Source organism: Klebsiella huaxiensis, from assembly GCF_003261575.2.
Lineage (GTDB): Bacteria > Pseudomonadota > Gammaproteobacteria > Enterobacterales > Enterobacteriaceae > Klebsiella > Klebsiella huaxiensis.
In genome coordinates, this window is the sequence record NZ_CP036175.1 from 1,871,690 (window position 1) to 1,888,083 (window position 16,394).

13 protein-coding genes are annotated in these 16,394 nt (G+C 52.7%); 9 read left to right on the plus strand and 4 right to left on the minus strand.

Annotated elements, in window-relative coordinates:
* The first annotated feature begins 27 nt into the window (after positions 1-27).
* The 3 genes from DA718_RS09005 (at position 28) to DA718_RS09015 (ending at position 3,238) form a co-directional block, all read left to right on the plus strand.
* On the plus strand, positions 28-963 hold the full coding sequence (locus DA718_RS09005) for a pseudouridine kinase (protein ID WP_112213080.1): 936 nt from the start codon (positions 28-30) through the stop codon (positions 961-963).
* A complete protein-coding gene (locus tag DA718_RS09010; RefSeq protein ID WP_112213081.1) occupies positions 956-1,891 on the plus strand; it encodes a pseudouridine-5'-phosphate glycosidase in 936 nt (311 codons plus the stop codon). Before DA718_RS09005 ends, DA718_RS09010 begins: the two co-directional genes overlap by 8 nt.
* A gap of 96 nt (positions 1,892-1,987) precedes the next feature.
* Positions 1,988-3,238 (plus strand): NupC/NupG family nucleoside CNT transporter, encoded by a 1,251-nt coding sequence (locus DA718_RS09015; protein WP_110272379.1) that lies wholly within the window; start codon positions 1,988-1,990, stop codon positions 3,236-3,238.
* Between the two features lie 34 nt (positions 3,239-3,272).
* On the opposite strand, the gene DA718_RS09020 is transcribed toward DA718_RS09015, so the two are convergent.
* From DA718_RS09020 to DA718_RS09030, 3 genes are all read right to left on the minus strand, one after another.
* Entirely contained in the window at positions 3,273-4,361 is a 1,089-nt protein-coding gene (locus DA718_RS09020; RefSeq protein ID WP_112213082.1) for a sugar kinase, read from the minus strand.
* A gap of 1 nt (position 4,362) precedes the next feature.
* A complete protein-coding gene (gene nfo / locus DA718_RS09025) occupies positions 4,363-5,220 on the minus strand; it encodes a deoxyribonuclease IV (RefSeq protein ID WP_112213083.1) in 858 nt (285 codons plus the stop codon).
* 96 nt (positions 5,221-5,316) lie between these two features.
* Positions 5,317-6,366 carry a YeiH family protein gene (locus tag DA718_RS09030; RefSeq protein WP_112213084.1) on the minus strand — a complete coding sequence of 350 codons (1,050 nt, stop codon included), beginning with the start codon at positions 6,364-6,366 and terminating at the stop codon, positions 5,317-5,319.
* 179 nt (positions 6,367-6,545) lie between these two features.
* On the opposite strand from DA718_RS09030, the gene yieE reads away from it, so the two are divergent.
* From yieE to cirA, 3 genes are all read left to right on the plus strand, one after another.
* Positions 6,546-7,412 (plus strand): DNA-binding transcriptional regulator YeiE, encoded by an 867-nt coding sequence (gene yieE, locus DA718_RS09040; protein ID WP_112213086.1) that lies wholly within the window; start codon positions 6,546-6,548, stop codon positions 7,410-7,412.
* 149 nt (positions 7,413-7,561) lie between these two features.
* On the plus strand, positions 7,562-9,031 hold the full coding sequence (locus DA718_RS09045; protein WP_112213087.1) for an amino acid permease: 1,470 nt from the start codon (positions 7,562-7,564) through the stop codon (positions 9,029-9,031).
* Between the two features lie 303 nt (positions 9,032-9,334).
* Positions 9,335-11,308 carry a catecholate siderophore receptor CirA gene (gene cirA, locus DA718_RS09050; protein ID WP_112213088.1) on the plus strand — a complete coding sequence of 658 codons (1,974 nt, stop codon included), beginning with the start codon at positions 9,335-9,337 and terminating at the stop codon, positions 11,306-11,308.
* Between the two features lie 636 nt (positions 11,309-11,944).
* On the opposite strand, the gene fghA is transcribed toward cirA, so the two are convergent.
* Positions 11,945-12,781 (minus strand): S-formylglutathione hydrolase, encoded by an 837-nt coding sequence (fghA, locus tag DA718_RS09060; protein WP_112213089.1) that lies wholly within the window; start codon positions 12,779-12,781, stop codon positions 11,945-11,947.
* Positions 12,782-13,149: 368 nt separating this feature from the next.
* On the opposite strand from fghA, the gene folE reads away from it, so the two are divergent.
* The 3 genes from folE to galS all read left to right on the plus strand — a co-directional run bounded on the left by folE (position 13,150) and on the right by galS (position 16,169).
* Entirely contained in the window at positions 13,150-13,818 is a 669-nt protein-coding gene (gene folE, locus DA718_RS09070; protein ID WP_110272395.1) for a GTP cyclohydrolase I FolE, read from the plus strand.
* Positions 13,819-13,833: 15 nt separating this feature from the next.
* A complete protein-coding gene (yeiB, locus tag DA718_RS09075; protein ID WP_112213091.1) occupies positions 13,834-14,991 on the plus strand; it encodes a DUF418 domain-containing protein YeiB in 1,158 nt (385 codons plus the stop codon).
* Positions 14,992-15,146: 155 nt separating this feature from the next.
* Positions 15,147-16,169 carry an HTH-type transcriptional regulator GalS gene (gene galS, locus DA718_RS09080; RefSeq protein WP_112213092.1) on the plus strand — a complete coding sequence of 341 codons (1,023 nt, stop codon included), beginning with the start codon at positions 15,147-15,149 and terminating at the stop codon, positions 16,167-16,169.
* Positions 16,170-16,394: the final 225 nt, after the last annotated feature.

Consider the following 16,394-nt stretch of genomic DNA (forward strand, 5'->3'; position numbering starts at 1 on the left):
ACAGCATCCTGTGCTGGAGGTATTTATATGCCTGAAAATGATTATGTTGTGATTATTGGTTCGGCAAATATGGATGTTGCTGGTTATTCTAATATGTCGCTGAACTATGCTGATTCAAATCCTGGAAAAATAAAGTATACGCCCGGTGGGGTAGGTAGGAACATAGCGCAAAATATTGCCTTATTGAATAAATCTTCATGGTTATTATCCGTCGTTGGCGATGATTTTTATGGCCATTCTTTACTGGCTCAGACTGCACAATCAGGGGTACATGTCGATAAATGTCAGGTCATCAAAGGCGAGGGTACATCCAGCTATTTATCGTTGCTTGATAATACCGGTGAAATGCTGGTGGCGATAAATGATATGAGCATTACTGAGCATATTACGGCGGAATTTCTAAGCCAACATCAGGCCTTTATCAGTGAAGCCACGGTGATTGTTGTTGATTGTAATATCAGTGAGGCAGCGCTGGCCTGGTTGATGGAAAATACGGGTTCAACGCCCATTTTTGTTGACCCGGTTTCCGCCTGGAAATGCGTGAAAGTTCGCCAGCATCTGGGGCGAATCCATACCCTGAAACCGAATCGCATCGAGGCGGAAACCCTCAGCGGAATCTCGCTGTCCGGCACCGATGATGTGGCTCGCGTTGCCGACTGGTTTCACCAGCATGGCCTGAAGCGCCTGGTGCTGAGCATGGGTGGAGATGGCGTTTACTACAGCGAAAAGGATGGCGAACACGGTTGGTCGGCACCGCTGAAAACCCAGGTTGTGAATGTGACTGGCGCGGGTGATGCCATGATGGCCGGTCTTGCTTCCTGTTGGCTGGACGGTTGTTCATTTTCTCAAGCGGTGCAGTTCGCTCAAGGGTGCTCTTCCCTCGCGCTCTCATCGGAATTTACCAATAATCCTGAATTATCTTACGCAAACGTAAAAAAGTTAGTGGAGAAAGATTATGTCTGAATTAAATATTTCCTCTGAATTATTACAGGTCTCTGCGGAAGTACAGCAAGCATTGAAAAATAATCAGCCAATCGTGGCGCTTGAATCAACCATTATTTCTCACGGTATGCCATTCCCTGAAAATGCGCAAACGGCGCTGGAAGTGGAAGAAACTATTCGTCGGCAGGGGGCCGTTCCGGCAACAATTGCGATTATTCATGGGGTGATGAAGGTCGGTTTAAGTCGTGAGGAAATAGAACTTCTTGGCCGTGAAGGGCATAATGTCACTAAAGTTAGCCGTCGGGATTTACCGTTTGTGGTTGCTGCGGGATTAAATGGTGCCACTACCGTTGCCTCTACCATGATTATTGCCGCAATGGCCGGAATTAAAGTCTTCGCTACCGGTGGGATCGGCGGAGTACACCGTGGCGCAGAGCACACTTTCGATATTTCTGCGGATTTACAGGAGCTGGCAAATACGAATGTTACCGTAGTATGCGCCGGTGCTAAATCTATTCTCGATCTCGGATTAACCACCGAATATTTAGAAACTTTCGGTGTTCCGCTTATTGGTTATCAAACCTCGGCACTACCGGCATTCTTCTGCCGTACCAGCCCGTTTGAGGTCAGTATTCGGCTTAACAGCGCCAAAGAAATTGCCAAAGCGATGGCGGTGAAATGGCAGTCGAGCCTGAAGGGCGGCATGGTGGTGGCGAATCCTATCCCTGAGCAGTTCGCAATGCCGGAAGCGAAAATCAATGCCGCCATTGATCAGGCGGTGAGAGAAGCTGAAGAGCAGGGCGTGGTGGGTAAAGAGAGTACGCCGTTCCTGTTGGCCCGCGTCGCGGAATTGACCGGTGGAGACAGCCTGAAATCCAATATCCAACTGGTCTTTAACAACGCCATCCTGGCCTGCGAGATTGCCAAAGAGTATCAGCAGATCGCGTAACGACAACTGCGGGTTGTTTGCGGTTGCCCGCCCCGATATCAAATGCACCGAAAACCTGGCCTGAGGCCGGGTTTTCCACCAGGTAAGGATATCATTATGGACATCATGAGAAGTCTTTTGGGGATGGTAGTGTTACTGGCCATTGCCTTTGTGCTGTCAGTGAATAAAAAACGCATCAGTATCAGAACCGTAGGCGCAGCGCTGTTGCTGCAAATTGTGATTGGCGGGGTAATGCTCTATTTTCCGCCGGGCAAATGGCTGGTCGAACAGGCGGCGCTTGGGGTGCATAAAGTTATGTCCTATAGCGATGCCGGGAGCGCGTTTATTTTTGGCTCGCTGGTTGGCCCGAAGATGGATGTGCTGTTTGACGGTGCAGGGTTTGTGTTTGCCTTTCGCGTTCTGCCGGCCATTATTTTCGTTACCGCGCTGATAAGCCTCCTTTATTACCTTGGCATAATGGGACTGCTGATCCGTATTCTCGGCGGAATCTTCCAGAAAGCGCTGAATATCAGCAAAATTGAATCGTTTGTTGCTGTGACCACCATTTTTCTGGGGCAGAACGAGATCCCGGCGATCGTCAAACCGTTTATCGACAAGCTTAACCGCAATGAACTGTTTACCGCGATTTGTAGCGGGATGGCCTCAATCGCCGGGTCGATGATGATTGGTTATGCCGGTATGGGCGTACCAATCGACTACTTGTTGGCTGCGTCGTTGATGGCTATTCCTGGCGGGATCCTGTTTGCTCGAATGCTCAGCCCGGCAACCGAAGCATCGCAGGTGACTTTTGAGAATCTCTCTTTCACCGAAACGCCGCCGAAAAGCATTATTGAAGCGGCGGCATCCGGGGCGATGACCGGGCTGAAAATTGCCGCTGGGGTAGCAACAGTAGTCATGGCGTTTGTGGCGATTATAGCCTTGTTGAACGGCATTATCGGTGGGATTGGCGGTTGGTTTGGTTTTGGCCACGCCACTCTGGAGGGGATCTTCGGTTATATCCTTGCACCTCTGGCGTGGATCATGGGCGTTGACTGGAGCGATGCGACCCTGGCTGGCAGTCTGATTGGGCAGAAACTGGCGATCAACGAATTCGTCGCCTATCTCAACTTCTCGCCCTACCTGCAAACCGGCGGCACGTTGGATGTGAAAACCATCGCGATTATTTCGTTCGCCCTGTGTGGTTTCGCCAACTTTGGCTCAATTGGTGTGGTGGTCGGAGCGTTCTCCGCCATTTCCCCGCAGCGCGCGCCAGAAATTGCTCAGCTCGGAATGCGCGCTCTGGCGGCGGCAACGCTCTCTAACCTGATGAGCGCGACCATCGCCGGGTTCTTTATTGGACTCGCATAGCGTTAACCGTGCATCGCTTCTGCGGTGCACGGTGTTATACGCCTGAAAGTAAATTGAGTGCGTTATCGACGGATAAAGAAGGGTTGTTGATACTGTCACTGGCACGGGTGAGGGCGGTGCAGGCCATGGCAAAAGCGGCGCTCTCTTTAAAATCGCTACCATCAAGATAGCTGTAGAGCAGCCCGGCCATCAGCGCATCGTCAGCACCAAAACTGTCTACCGTCGTGTGGCCTGGCAGGCTCATCTGGAAACGTTCACCGCCTGCTTCGCTACAGAAAATAGAATCGTCTTCTGAACAAATCACCACCCGTTGAGTTCCCTGTTCGTGCAGCCATGACAGCGCTCGATCGCGATCTGCATCGCTGGATATCGTCTGTCCCCAGAGGATTTGTAGTTCGCGCAGCGTAGGTTTGAGGGTATGAATTTTCCCCAGCCACGGGCGGATGCGATGTGCTTTAAACTCCGACACCGTATCGACAAACACCGGAATAGCGCTTGCCAGCGTAAATACCCACTCCAGCGACGACTCCGTTAAATTACAGTCGACCAGAACCACGCCTGAATGAGTCAGCAGATCCCGGTACTGATTGAGTAACTGTGGGGTAAGCGACTGTAAAATATGGGTATCATTGATCGCCAGAACCGTCTCTTCCTGCGGATTGGCGATGGATAAATAGGTTGCGGTGTTGTGGCCGTGCAGGCGAATACAGCTCTGCACGTTAACCCCGGCCTGGCGGGTTTGTTCCAGCAGCGTTTCACCGTAGAAATCGCTGCCAACGGCGGAAATCAAATGCACATCGCGGCCCAGCAGCGCCAGATTATGTGCAATATTGCGCGCTACGCCGCCAGCGGAACACTGGATATTACCCGGGTTTGAAACCGGCTGCGGATAATGAATATCGGCAATCCCGCGAATATCCATATTGATGGCCCCCAGCGAGACGCAATACTCCTGCTCGGTCAGGATGTAGCCTTTGCCCTTGATGGCCCCCTTACGCGTGAGGTCCATAATGTGCGCCGCTACGCGGGAGCGGCTAATCTGCAGAATGTCGGCAATCTCGTGCTGCTGAATGAGCGGGTTACGCCGCAGCATTTTAAGGATCTGCTTTTCCCTATCGTTCATATCAGACCACGGCCTCTTCTGTTTGCTGGGCCCGCAGCCAGGCAATTTCTTCCGCCCAAATATCAGGATTGATCGTTTCCAGAATTAGCGGGATGCCGTCAAAACGGGGGGCCTGCATTATCCAGCGGAAAGCATCGTGGCCAATATTACCTTCGCCCAGGCTGTGGTGACGGTCAACGCGGCTGCCGAAAGTGCTTTTCGCATCGTTCAGGTGCATACCGCGCAGATACTGAAAACCGACAATGCGTTCGAAATCAGCGAAGGTTTTCTCACACTCTTCGGCGCTACGCAGGTCGTAACCAGCGGCAAAAGCGTGGCAGGTATCAATGCACACGCCCACGCGGGATTTATCTTCCACGCCGTCGATGATGGCGGCCAGATGCTCAAACTTAAAGCCCAGATTGCTGCCCTGACCGGCGGTATTTTCAATCACTGCCGTCACGCCTTCGGTTTTTGCCAACGCGATATTGATGGATTCAGCGATGCGCGCCAGGCACTGGTCTTCGGGGATCTGCTGTAAATGACTACCCGGATGGAAATTGAGTAACGTCAGGCCCAACTGCTGGCAGCGGGAGAGTTCATCAATAAAGGCATCGCGGGATTTTTCCAGCGCGTCCGCAACCGGGTGGCCAAGGTTTATCAGATAGCTGTCGTGGGGCAGAATTTGTCCGGGTCCGAAATGATACTTTTCGCAGGCGGCTTTAAATTCAGCAATGGTCTCGTCGCTTAGCGGAGCGGCGCGCCACTGGCGCTGGTTTTTGGTAAAGAGGGCGAAGGCGGTCGCGCCGATTTCGGCTGCGCGAATGGCGGCATTGGCCACTCCGCCGGAGGCGCTGACGTGCGCTCCAATATATTTCATAAAAAAACTCCAGTTAAGCCGCTGGTTGGAGAGTAATGATAGCGGCTTAGCCGGAGAGTTACACCTGCCTTAGCACAACCTCGTGAGCGAAGAGTTTCAGGCCAGCAGGCTGTGAATGGCCAGGTTAATCGCACCGCCGCCGACAATCAGCCAGACGAAGAGCATTAGCGCCATCAGCAGCGGTTTGGCACCGGCTTTTTTCAGCGCGCTGACGTGGGTGGTCAGACCCAGGGCAGCCATCGCCATTGCCAGCAACACGGTATCCAGAGTCACCAGCATATCGACAACCGCTTTCGGCAGCAGGTGGAAAGAGTTAAACACCGCCACCACAATAAACAGGATCGCAAACCACGGAATGGTGATTTTGCTTTTTTCACCGCTTCCCACCGGGGTTAACTGCTTAACGCGAGCGGCCAGGAACAGCAGGAACGGAGCCAGCATCATGACGCGCAGCATTTTTGCGATGACCGCTGCGTTTTCCGCATCCGGGCTGACGGCATGACCGGCTGCCACAACCTGGGCAACTTCATGCATGGTGGAACCCATATAGATACCGTAGGCTTCCGGGGTAAACCAGTGCGCCAGGAAAGGGTAGATTGCCGGGTAGAGGAAGATAGCAATGGTCCCGAAAATCACCACCGTCGCGACGGCTACAGTGACTTTACTGGCTTCCGCTTTCACCACCGGTTCGGTGGCCAGTACCGCTGCTGCGCCGCAGATACTGCTGCCGGCACCAATCAGCCAACTGGTATGCTTATCCAGGCCGAAAACCTTTTGCCCTAAAAAACAGGCGATAAAAAAGGTGCTGGAAAGCGTCAGAACGTCAATGACGATACCGCTCACGCCAACATCGGCAATCTGGGCGAACGTCAGGCGAAAGCCGTATAAAATAATGCCCAGACGCAGCAGGTGCTGTTTGGCAAAGATTACGCCGCCGTCACAGGACTGCCATATTTTGGGGTAAATCGTATTACCGATCACCATGCCGAACAGAATAGCCAGCGTGAGTGCGCTGAAGCCTGCACCTGCGATGGCTGGAAAACTACCGGCCCACAGTGCAGCGCCAGTTAATACGGCAGTCAGCGCCAGTCCAGGTGCAAAGTGCCACAATGGGCGATGTTTAGTCGGTAAAGTGAGTGCTGTCATAACCTTCTCCTTTGTCTGGGAAAAGCATACGACTCGCTGGTTTAAATATAAAATTGATTATATATTTATAATTAATCGAAATAAGTGGTATACGAGCTGTTTCGCGTTTTTGGGCACTGTTCCACAAACATCAAGCTGTCGGAGAGCCACGCTGTATATAAATGAAGGCAGGAAGGGCTATGCATATCACGCTACGACAGCTGGAAGTTTTTGCTGAAGTTTTAAAGAGCGGCTCTACAACACAGGCATCGCAAATGCTGGCGCTTTCGCAATCGGCAGTCAGCGCGGCGTTGACTGATCTGGAAGGCCAGTTGGGCGTGCAGTTGTTTGATCGTGTCGGCAAGCGACTGGTAGTTAATGAACATGGCAGGCTGCTTTATCCGCGAGCGCTGGCGCTGCTGGAGCGCGCGCTGGAGATAGAACAGCTGTTTCGCGGCGACAACGGCGCGATTCGCGTCTATGCCAGCAGCACTATCGGCAACTATATTCTGCCGGAAATCATTGCGCACTATCGACGCGATCTCCCGGATTTACCGCTGGAACTAAGCGTGGGGAATAGCCAGGACGTCATTAATGCGGTGGCTGACCTGCGAGTGGATATCGGGCTGATTGAAGGCCCTTGTCACGCAGCAGATATCATTGCCGAGCCGTGGCTGGAAGATGAACTGGTGGTCTTCGCACCGCCAGATTCGCCGCTCCTTGAGGGGGAGGTGACGCTGCAACGGCTGGCGGAAGCGCCGTGGATCTTGCGCGAACACGGATCCGGAACCCGAGAAATTGTCGACTACTTATTATTATCGCATTTACCGGCGTTTCATCTGGGGATGGAGTTGGGCAACTCTGAAGCCATTAAGCATGCAGTGCGTCATGGTTTAGGGATTAGCTGCCTGTCACGAAGAGTGGTGGCGGAACAGCTTGAGGTCGGGTCGTTGGTGGAGCTGACCATCCCACTGCCGCGTTTAACCCGCACGTTGTGGCGTATTCATCACCGGCAGAAGCATATTTCTAAGGCATTACAACGTTTTCTGCATTATTGCGAAGTGTAGAACCAGGGCTGGTATTTCCTGGATTTAATGCTTTACTAATAATCCATGCTCGATCATGAAGCTCTCTTATAACTTTGCATTTGTATCGGATGGATCACAGACACTCTGCTACAATCTCGCCTCGTTTTTTGGATGGATAGCATTTTCACATGGTTTCGGATACTAAAACCACAGAAGCGCCCGGTTTACGTCGTGAACTGAAGGCGCGCCACTTGACCATGATCGCTATTGGCGGTTCCATCGGTACAGGTCTTTTTGTTGCCTCTGGCGCAACCATATCTCAGGCGGGCCCAGGCGGCGCGCTGCTTTCTTATATTCTTATTGGTCTGATGGTCTACTTTCTGATGACCAGCCTCGGCGAGTTAGCGGCTTTTATGCCGGTATCTGGCTCTTTTGCCACCTATGGGCAAAATTATGTCGAGGAAGGCTTCGGCTTTGCGCTGGGCTGGAACTACTGGTACAACTGGGCGGTAACCATCGCCGTTGACCTTGTTGCCGCTCAGCTGGTGATGACCTACTGGTTCCCTGATGCGCCCGGCTGGATCTGGAGCGCGCTGTTCCTCGGCATTATGTTCCTGCTGAACTGGATCTCGGTAAAAGGTTTTGGCGAAGCGGAATACTGGTTCTCCCTGATTAAAGTCGCCACCGTCATTATCTTTATTATCGTCGGTGTGATGATGATCCTCGGTATCTTTAAAGGGGCACAGCCCGCAGGCTGGAGCAACTGGGGTATTGACGATGCACCATTCGCTGGTGGTTTCTCGGCGATGATTGGTGTGGCGATGATTGTCGGCTTCTCGTTCCAGGGAACCGAGCTTATCGGTATTGCTGCGGGCGAGTCAGAAAACCCGGAGAAGAATATTCCACGCGCCGTGCGTCAGGTGTTCTGGCGTATCTTGCTGTTCTATGTGTTTGCAATTCTGATTATCAGCCTGATCATTCCGTATACCGATCCGAGCCTGCTGCGTAACGACGTAAAAGATATTTCCGTGAGTCCGTTTACGCTGGTGTTCCAGCATGCGGGTCTGCTGTCGGCGGCGGCGATTATGAACGCGGTCATTTTGACGGCGGTGCTGTCGGCGGGTAACTCCGGGATGTATGCCTCCACGCGTATGCTCTACACCCTGGCCTGTGATGGTAAAGCGCCGCGCATTTTCTCTAAGCTGTCAAAAGGCGGAGTGCCACGTAATGCGCTGTATGCCACTACGGTGATTGCGGCACTGTGTTTCCTGAGCTCAATGTTCGGTAATCAGACCGTTTACCTGTGGTTGCTGAACACCTCCGGGATGACCGGCTTTATTGCCTGGCTGGGGATTGCCATTAGCCACTATCGTTTCCGTCGTGGCTACGTGCTGCAAGGACATGATCTGAATAATCTGCCTTATCGTTCAGGATTCTTTCCGCTGGGACCGATCTTTGCCTTTGTTCTGTGCCTGATTATTACGCTTGGTCAGAACTATGAAGCGTTCCTTAAAGACACCATCGACTGGGGCGGCGTCGCTGCAACGTATATTGGTATACCGCTGTTCCTGGTTATCTGGTTTGGCTACAAACTGGCGAAGGGGACGCGTTTTGTCCGCTACAGCGAAATGAAGTTCCCGGAGCGTTTTAAAGGCTAAGGCGAGCGATCATAATAGTTAAAGCCCTCTTTTAAAGAGGGTTTTTTTATGCCTGAATTCATTACAAATTGATACATTTCTCCATAATTGTATTGATAATTGTAATCATTATCTTTATCATTTTCACTAAATTCAGGATGAAGCCAATCCCCATATCTTGCAGACGGTCAGACTGACAAGGGGCGACCAGCCACATCTACTGTAAAAAAATAGCGTGCATATCGCCGATAGAGCGACAGGCCGACAGTACCTGTGAGCAGCACCCTTTTGTTTGTTTTGTAGTACACCTCATGGAGATATGGAATGTTCAGGTTAAATCCTTTTGTCCGGGCCGGATTATGCGCGTCCGTCGTATCACTGGCGTTTCCGGCTCTCGCCGATGTTAATGAAGAAACGCTGGTCGTCACCGCTGCGGCAACTGAACAGAGCGTAAAAGATGCTCCTGCCAGTATTAGCGTTATCACCCAACAGGATTTGCAGCGTAAACCGGTACAGAACCTGAAAGATGTACTGCGGGATGTTCCTGGCGTGCAACTCACCAACGAAGGGGATAACCGCAAAGGCGTAAGTATCCGTGGCCTTGATAGCAGCTATACGCTGATCCTTATTGATGGCAAACGCGTTAACTCGCGAAACGCCGTGTTCCGCCACAACGATTTTGACCTCAACTGGATCCCGGTGGATGCCATTGAACGTATCGAAGTTGTGCGCGGACCGATGTCCTCACTTTATGGTTCCGATGCCCTTGGCGGCGTGGTGAATATCATCACCAAAAAAGTCGGCCAACAGTGGACCGGTACTCTGAGCGCCGACACCACCATTCAGGAACATCGCGATCGCGGTGATACCTATAACGGTCAGTTCTTCACCAGCGGCCCGCTGATTGACGGCGTGTTGGGTATGAAGGCCTACGGCAGCCTGGCTAAACGTGCCAAAGACGATCAGCAGGCTTCCAGCAATGCTGCAGGCGAAACGCCGCGCATTGAAGGCTTCACCAGCCGCGACGGTAATGTCGAGTTTGCCTGGACCCCAACGGACAATCAGGATATTACTGCGGGCTACGGTTTTGACCGCCAGGATCGTGACTCCGATTCTCTCGACCGTAACCGTCTTGAGCGCCAGAACTACTCTCTGAGCCACAATGGTCGCTGGGATGTTGGCAACAGCGAGCTGAAATTCTACGGTGAGAAAGTCGATAATAAAAACCCAGGCCAGGCCGGGACGATCACTTCTGAAAGCAACTCCGTAGATGGTAAATACGTCCTGCCGCTAGGAATGATTAACCAGCTACTGACCTTCGGCGGTGAATGGCGCCACGACAAACTCAAAGATCCGGTTAACCTGAGTAGCGGCGGCAAATCTACCTCCGCCAGTCAGTACGCACTGTTCCTTGAAGATGAATGGCGAATCATCGAGCCGCTGGCGTTAACCACCGGTATTCGTATGGACGATCACCAGACTTATGGCGATCACTGGAGCCCGCGTGCTTACCTGGTCTATACCGCCACCGACACCGTGACCGTGAAGGGCGGCTGGGCGACGGCATTCAAAGCGCCATCCCTGCTGCAGTTGAATCCAGACTGGACTACCAACTCCTGCCGTGGTTCATGCAGTATTATCGGTAACCCGGATCTGAAACCGGAAACCAGCGAAAGCTTCGAGCTCGGTCTTTATTACCGTGGCGAAGAGGGCTTGCTGGAAGGTGTGGAAGGGAGCGTCACGACTTTCCAGAACAACGTTGATGATATGATTGATATCCTGCGTACCTCCAGCGCTAGCGAAGCGCCGGGCTATCCGAACTTTGTCGGCTGGAAAACGGTCAACGGCAAGCGAGTGCCGGTCTTCCGCTACTTCAACGTCAACAAGGCGCGTATCAAAGGGGTTGAAACCGAAGTGAAAGTGCCGTTCGGTGACGAATGGAAGCTGACGGTGAACTACACCTATAACGATGGTCGCGACCTGAGTAACGGCGGCGATAAACCGCTGCAAACGCTGCCGTTCCATACTGCCAACGGCACCCTCGACTGGAAACCGCTGGACGACTGGTCCTTCTACGTGACTGCCAACTATACCGGCGAGCAGCGTGCGGTCAGCTCTACGGGCAAAACGCCGGGTGGCTACACTATGTTTGATATCGGCGCGGCGTGGAACGTGACTAAAAACGTCAAACTGCGTTCCGGCGTGCTTAACGTCGGCGATAAAGATCTGAACAGAGATGATTACAGTTACACCGAAGAAGGCCGCCGTTACTTTATGGCCGTCGATTACCGCTTCTGATTAGGCCAATAAAAGAGGGCTGGCAGGTTTCCCTGTCAGCCCTCGCTAAAGGCGCTTGTGGCGAAGCCGGACAGCCTCAGGCCTGAAAAGCGGTGGGAAATCCCACCGCTCCAGGTTGCTACTTACCGGGGCGAATATTGGTACGAATACTGCCGCAAATATTTCCAATATACCCTAAATAATTCGAGTTGCAGGAAGGCGGCGACGCAGGGAGTCCCGGGAGCTTACTTAAGTAAGTGACTGGGGTGAGCGAGGAAAGCCAACGCACATGCAACTTGAAGTATGAAGGGTATACGCACGATTAGCAGACACCAGATCAGGGCGTTATGTGGCACCTTCATGGCTTGTTCTCTTTGCCTTTCGGCGGGTAAGAGACTAACCTGATGTTGTCTTGACATACAGATAGCCTCGTGGGTGAGTAATATTACCTTCGGGGCTTTCTTCTTTCTGCCTCAGTACAACGATAAAGCTCAATATTGCCATGAGGCGAAAGCCTCAAGCGCCGCTAAAAATCATACGCCTCGAAGCCAGGAAATACATTATCTCTCTGTATATATTAGTTTTTATGACTATTTGATGGCGAGGGATTTTGTATATGAATGCGCCGTGAACGTTCTTCACGGCGTATTGAAAAGATTATTTAAAGAGGTGTTGGGCATGAAAACGCAGGTGATCCTCAATAAATGAGGCAATAAAATAGTAGCTGTGATCGTAACCGGGCTGAATACGCAGGGTTAACGGCCAGCTTTTCTGGCGCGCGGTTTCCGCCAGCACCGCCGGTTGCAACTGCTCAGCGAGGAATGAATCGCTATCGCCCTGGTCAATCAGTGTTGGGATAGCATTCTCCTCCTGGCTGGCTTGCATTAAGGCGCAGCTATCCCACGCCTGCCACGTTGCTTCATCGGTTCCCAGATAAGCGGTAAACGCTTTTTTACCCCATGGAACCTGAGTCGGGTTAACGATTGGCGCGAAAGCCGACACGCTGGTGAAACGACCCGGATTTTTCAACGCCATAACCAGCGCGCCGTGACCACCCATCGAATGCCCGCTGATAGCGCAGCGCTCGCTGACTTTGAACTCGCTGGTGATAAGTTGTGGCAGCTCGTCGCGAAGATAATCGTACATGCGAAAATGTGCGGACCACGGCGCCTGGGTGGCATTGAGATAAAAGCCTGCTCCTTTGCCCAGATCGTAGGCGCTATCGTCAGCAACGCTATCGCCACGCGGGCTGGTATCCGGCATCACCAGCGCAATACCCAGCTCGGCGGCGACCCGCTGTGCGCCCGCTTTGGTGGTAAAGTTTTCATCGTTACAGGTCAGCCCGGAAAGCCAGTAGAGAACCGGCGGCGGCGTATCTGTGCGAGATGGGGGGAGAAAGATACTGAACGTCATTGCACAGTTCAGTGTCGTGGAGTCGTGCCGCCAGCGTTGCTGCCGACCTTCATAACAGTGGTGCTCTTCGAGCAGTTCCATGCAGGGCTCCTTATGGGTTTTGCGCGTAATTTTCCATAATACAGATATTTCATTCGCCCGTGAGTAACTTTCACTTTCTCCTTTTCGGAACGTATTGCATCATTAATGCAACTTTTAGCCAACATACTGAAGTTGCCATCGCGTCAGGAATTGCGCTATGTGCCTGGTATTGTGTTGGTTGCGGCAATGGGAGTAAGGCGTTGCGTGACGCATCGGAATACGCCGGTCTGGCGGCGTGGAACGAGAGGTGACGCCAATTTCAACAATTATCGATGCGGCTACTGGATTCTGTGCGTCACCTCACGCACAATGAATACAAACTTTGCCCTCAGAAGAGCAAAGAGCGCCACACCTGCAGGAGAACAAAAATGTCATCACTGAGTAAAGAAGCCGTACTCGTTCATGAAGCGCTGGTCGCTCGTGGGCTGGAGACGCCGCTGCGTCCGCCAGTGCAAGAAATTGATAATGAAACTCGCAAGCGTCTGATCGCCGGACACATGACCGAGATTATGCAGCTGTTAAACCTTGATCTAAGTGATGACAGCCTGATGGAGACGCCACATCGCATCGCAAAAATGTACGTTGATGAGATCTTCTCCGGCCTGGATTATGCCCGCTTTCCCAAAATCACCGTCATCGAAAATAAGATGCAGGTTGATGAAATGGTGACCGTGCGTGATATCACCCTGACCAGTACTTGTGAACACCATTTTGTGACGATTGACGGTAAAGCGACGGTGGCCTATATCCCGAAAGATTCGGTGATTGGCCTGTCGAAAATCAACCGTATTGTGCAGTTTTTCTCCCAGCGCCCGCAGGTGCAGGAGCGACTGACGCAGCAGATCCTCACCGCGCTGCAAACGCTGCTGGGCACCAGCAACGTCGCGGTCTCGATCGATGCGGTTCACTACTGTGTAAAAGCGCGCGGTATCCGCGACGCGACCAGCGCCACCACCACCACATCGCTGGGCGGCCTGTTTAAATCCAGCCAGAATACTCGCCAGGAGTTCCTGCGCGCTGTACGTCACCACAACTAAGACGGAGCAGGGTGCATGGAGAGAAATGTCACGCTGGACTTTGTCCGCGGCGTTGCCATCCTCGGTATCCTGCTACTGAATATAAGCGCCTTCGGTTTGCCGAAGGCTGCTTACCTCAATCCGGCGTGGTCCGGGAGCATTTCTGCTAGCGACGCCTGGACCTGGGCAATTCTCGATCTGTTTGCGCAGGTCAAATTTCTGACGCTATTCGCACTGCTATTTGGCGCAGGGCTTCAGCTTCTGCTGCCTCGCGGCAAGCGCTGGATCCAGTCGCGCCTGACGCTGCTGGCGCTGCTTGGTTTCATTCACGGCCTGTTTTTCTGGGACGGTGATATTCTGCTGGCCTATGCGCTGGTAGGACTGGTTGGATGGCGGATGGTGCGCGATGCTCATGATGTCAAATCCCTCTTTAATACCGGCGTGGTGCTGTACGTTATCGGCGTGGCGGTACTGCTGTTGCTGGGACTGATTTCCGGCAATACGCCCAACCGTTCATGGGTGCCGGATGCGGCGAATTTGCAATATGAACAGTTCTGGAAGCTGAAGGGCGGCTTTGAAGCGGTGAGCAATCGCGCCGATATGCTATCGGATAACCTGCTGGCGCTGGGTGCGCAGTACGGCTGGCAGCTAGCGGGAATGATGCTGATGGGGGCCGCGCTGATGCGCAGCGGCTGGCTCAAAGGGCAGTTTAGCCTTCGTCACTATCGTCGTACCGGTGCATTGTTAATTGTTGCCGGAATGGCGGTCAATTTACCCTCTATCCTTGCCCAGTGGCATGTTGGTTGGGACTACCGCTGGTGCGCATTCTTGCTACAGGCACCGCGCGAGCTAAGCGCACCGCTGCAAACTATCGGCTACGCAGCATTAGCCTGGGGATTTTGGCCGCAGTTGTGCAAGTTTCGCCTTACAGGGGCGATTGCCTGCGTTGGGCGCATGGCGCTCACCAATTATCTTTTGCAAACCCTGATTTGCACTACGCTGTTTTACCGCTTTGGCCTGTTTATGAAGTTTGACCGCTTACAACTGTTAGCCTTCGTGCCGCCGGTATGGGCGGTTAATCTTATCTTTTCGTGGCTTTGGCTGCGTCATTTCCGTCAGGGCCCCGTTGAGTGGCTATGGCGTCAATTAACCCTGCGTGCGTCAGGGACATCATTAAAAGATACATCAAGATAACGATCTGGATCACAATCATTAACAAAATGGATGTAACCGTTTCCATCCTTGTGACATCACTCACGTAGCGTGCAGCGCGTCGCTGCCAGAATAGCCACCTTGCTGAACACAGGAGGTGAGTGTGACGTACTGCAATTCTCTAAAGGTCGGTGAGTATGATCACCATTCGTGATGTCGCCCGTCAGGCGGGTGTTTCCGTCGCGACGGTCTCACGTGTGCTTAATAACAGCGCGCTGGTGAGTCCGGATACGCGAGAAGCGGTAATGAAAGCGGTCACGCAGTTGGGTTATCGACCCAATGCTAACGCTCAGGCGCTGGCGACGCAGGTCAGCGATACCATTGGCGTGGTGGTAATGGACGTATCGGATGCCTTTTTCGGCGCACTGGTCAAAGCCGTGGATACCGTCGCCCAGCAGCATCAGAAATATGTGCTGATTGGCAACAGCTATCATGAAGCGGAAAAAGAACGTAACGCCATTGAGGTGCTGATTCGTCAGCGCTGTTCGGCGCTGATTGTCCACTCCAAAGCGCTGAGCGACGCGGAACTGGGTGATTTTATGGAGCATATGCCGGGAATGGTGCTGATTAACCGCATTGTGCCGGGATATGCCCATCGCTGCGTCGGGCTGGATAACGTTAGCGGCGCGTTGATGGCAACCCGAATGCTGCTCAATCATGGTCACCAGCGCATTGGCTACCTCTCTTCCAATCACGGTATTGAAGATGATGATATGCGCCGGGAAGGGTGGCTCAGGGCGTTACATGAGCAGGGCATTACCGCTCCCGATAGCTGGGTCGGTTCGGGGTCGCCGGATATGCAAGGTGGAGAGGCCGCAATGGTTGAACTGCTGGGGCGTAATCTTGGTTTGACCGCCGTCTTTGCCTACAATGACAGCATGGCGGCTGGTGCATTGACTACCCTGAAAGACAATGGCATTGCCGTGCCGCAGCATCTCTCGCTGATCGGTTTCGATGATATCCCGATTTCCCGTTATACCGACCCGCAGCTGACAACGGTGCGCTACCCCATTATGTCGATGGCGAAACTGGCGACTGAGCTGGCGCTCCAGGGAGCGGCTGGAAAGCTTGATCGTGAGGCTAGCCACTGCTTTATGCCGACGTTGGTGCGTCGCCATTCGGTGGCGCAGCGGCAAATTGTGGGTTCGATCACTAACTAATTATCTGCCTGATGTAACCGCTTTCAATCTGTGAGTGATTTCACGGTTTGTTAACATTAAGCTGACTATGATTGCTGCGTTTACGAGTCTGGACATACTATGTCACGGTGATTAATCGCTTTTACAGTAGTCATCGGCAGTTAAACGATAGATAAAGCCGTTTTTCAGGAGCGTTACCCTACACGGAAGACCGAATTACAGTCGTGAATGTCGCTGTGCGGTAAC

Excerpts from the sequence above, each read along its gene's own strand:
- DA718_RS09005 (WP_112213080.1), top strand. The coding sequence starts at position 28 with ATGCCTGAAAATGATTATGTTGTGATTATTGGTTCGGCAAATATGGAT.
- DA718_RS09010 (WP_112213081.1), top strand. The coding sequence starts at position 956 with ATGTCTGAATTAAATATTTCCTCTGAATTATTACAGGTCTCTGCGGAA.
- DA718_RS09015 (WP_110272379.1), top strand. The coding sequence starts at position 1,988 with ATGGACATCATGAGAAGTCTTTTGGGGATGGTAGTGTTACTGGCCATT.
- DA718_RS09020 (WP_112213082.1), bottom strand. The coding sequence starts at position 4,361 with ATGAACGATAGGGAAAAGCAGATCCTTAAAATGCTGCGGCGTAACCCG.
- nfo (WP_112213083.1), bottom strand. The coding sequence starts at position 5,220 with ATGAAATATATTGGAGCGCACGTCAGCGCCTCCGGCGGAGTGGCCAAT.
- DA718_RS09030 (WP_112213084.1), bottom strand. The coding sequence starts at position 6,366 with ATGACAGCACTCACTTTACCGACTAAACATCGCCCATTGTGGCACTTT.
- yieE (WP_112213086.1), top strand. The coding sequence starts at position 6,546 with ATGCATATCACGCTACGACAGCTGGAAGTTTTTGCTGAAGTTTTAAAG.
- DA718_RS09045 (WP_112213087.1), top strand. The coding sequence starts at position 7,562 with ATGGTTTCGGATACTAAAACCACAGAAGCGCCCGGTTTACGTCGTGAA.
- cirA (WP_112213088.1), top strand. The coding sequence starts at position 9,335 with ATGTTCAGGTTAAATCCTTTTGTCCGGGCCGGATTATGCGCGTCCGTC.
- fghA (WP_112213089.1), bottom strand. The coding sequence starts at position 12,781 with ATGGAACTGCTCGAAGAGCACCACTGTTATGAAGGTCGGCAGCAACGC.
- folE (WP_110272395.1), top strand. The coding sequence starts at position 13,150 with ATGTCATCACTGAGTAAAGAAGCCGTACTCGTTCATGAAGCGCTGGTC.
- yeiB (WP_112213091.1), top strand. The coding sequence starts at position 13,834 with ATGGAGAGAAATGTCACGCTGGACTTTGTCCGCGGCGTTGCCATCCTC.
- galS (WP_112213092.1), top strand. The coding sequence starts at position 15,147 with ATGATCACCATTCGTGATGTCGCCCGTCAGGCGGGTGTTTCCGTCGCG.